Source organism: Pantoea sp. CTOTU49201, from assembly GCF_032054795.1.
GTDB classification, from domain to species: domain Bacteria; phylum Pseudomonadota; class Gammaproteobacteria; order Enterobacterales; family Enterobacteriaceae; genus Pantoea; species Pantoea symbiotica.
This window is the reverse complement of record NZ_DAMBSA010000265.1, coordinates 1-1402: the sequence shown is the minus strand read 5'-3', so window position 1 is coordinate 1402 and position 1402 is coordinate 1. Positions and strand designations below refer to the sequence as shown.

The 1402-nt window shown below is 52.6% G+C and carries 1 protein-coding gene; it reads right to left on the bottom strand.

What is annotated here, in order from left to right:
* Window positions 1-269: 269 nt before the first annotated feature.
* A partial coding sequence (locus RTY00_RS17050) for an MFS transporter (protein ID WP_312665229.1) occupies window positions 270-1402 on the bottom strand: 1133 nt, incomplete at its 5' end.

Here is a 1402-nt window from a genome sequence, read left to right as displayed (position 1 = left end):
CACGCAGGGGCAATGGACGACATCAAGCGATTCGCTACTGGCTGAAAACGATATAAAAATGGGGACTAACGTTGGGTCGGACTACAGATCATAGTCGATATTTTCGCCTTTTCTGGCGCGAGACGGTGGATTTCAGGTGGGTTTCGGAAATTATCGAATAAGAGAAGGATTTTTACGCTTCGGTTAGAATGGTCGCCATAAATGACGACCCTACAAAATCACCCGTAGGGTCGCCATTCATGGCGACCTCTGTCGATGCGGCCTGCGATCTACGCCGGTTTATGCTTCACCTTGCGTTTACGCAGCTTATCGATCAAACGATGCGCTTCTGCTTCTGTCGCCACCGCAGGCGATGAACCTTTCAGCGGTTTACGCGCCGTTTCACTCAAGGTTAATACCGTCAGCAGACCAATAATCCCGGCACCGATCATGTAATACGCTGGCATCAGATTATTGTGCGTGGTATCCACCAGCCATGCGGTAATCAGCGGCGTGGTGCCACCAAACAACGAAACCGATAAGTTAAAACCAATCGCCAGCGCGCTATAACGAATATCGGTGACAAACAGCGCCGGTAACGTTGCCGGCATGGTGCCGCTGAAGCAGGTATGTAATAAGCCCAGAATCGCCAATCCGGCAAACACCAGCAGCATGTTGCCAGAACCAATCAGCATGTAGCTCGGGATCGCCAGCACAATTAAACCCAATGCACCCAAACCAATCACCGGGCGGCGGCCAATGCGGTCGGTTAAATGTCCCCACATCAACGTCAATGGCATCATGATGAACATAATCACCATCACCAACATCAGGCCGGATAATTCACTCATCCCCAGCACGCCGGTTAAATAGCTCGGCATATAGGCGGTCAGCATATAGTTGGAGACGTTGAACAGCAGCACCAGGCCAATACATTTCAGCAGCGGTTTACGCTGATCGCGCAACATCTGCCATACGCTCAGGCGCGGTTTGTTGTGCTCCATCTCTTCGCGTTTATCCATGTGATCTTTAAACGCCGGCGTCTCTTCCAACTTTAAGCGGATGTACAAGCCGAACAGCCCTAACGGCGCAGCAAGGAAGAATGGCACACGCCAGCCCCAATCCATCATGGTTTGATGCGGTAAGAAGGCGATCATCGCGGTGACCAGGCTGGCGCCCAACAGATAGCCGCCCAGTGTACCGAACTCAAGGAAACTGCCCATAAAGCCGCGACGCTTATCGGTGGAGTATTCCGCGATAAAAGTAGCGGCACCGCCATATTCGCCGCCAGTGGAGAAGCCCTGCAGTAAGCGCGCGAGCAGCAGCAGAATCGGCGCGGCGATACCAATGCTGGCGTAGCTCGGGATTAGACCGATACAGAAGGTACCGATCGACATCATGATCATGGTTAACGCCAACACCT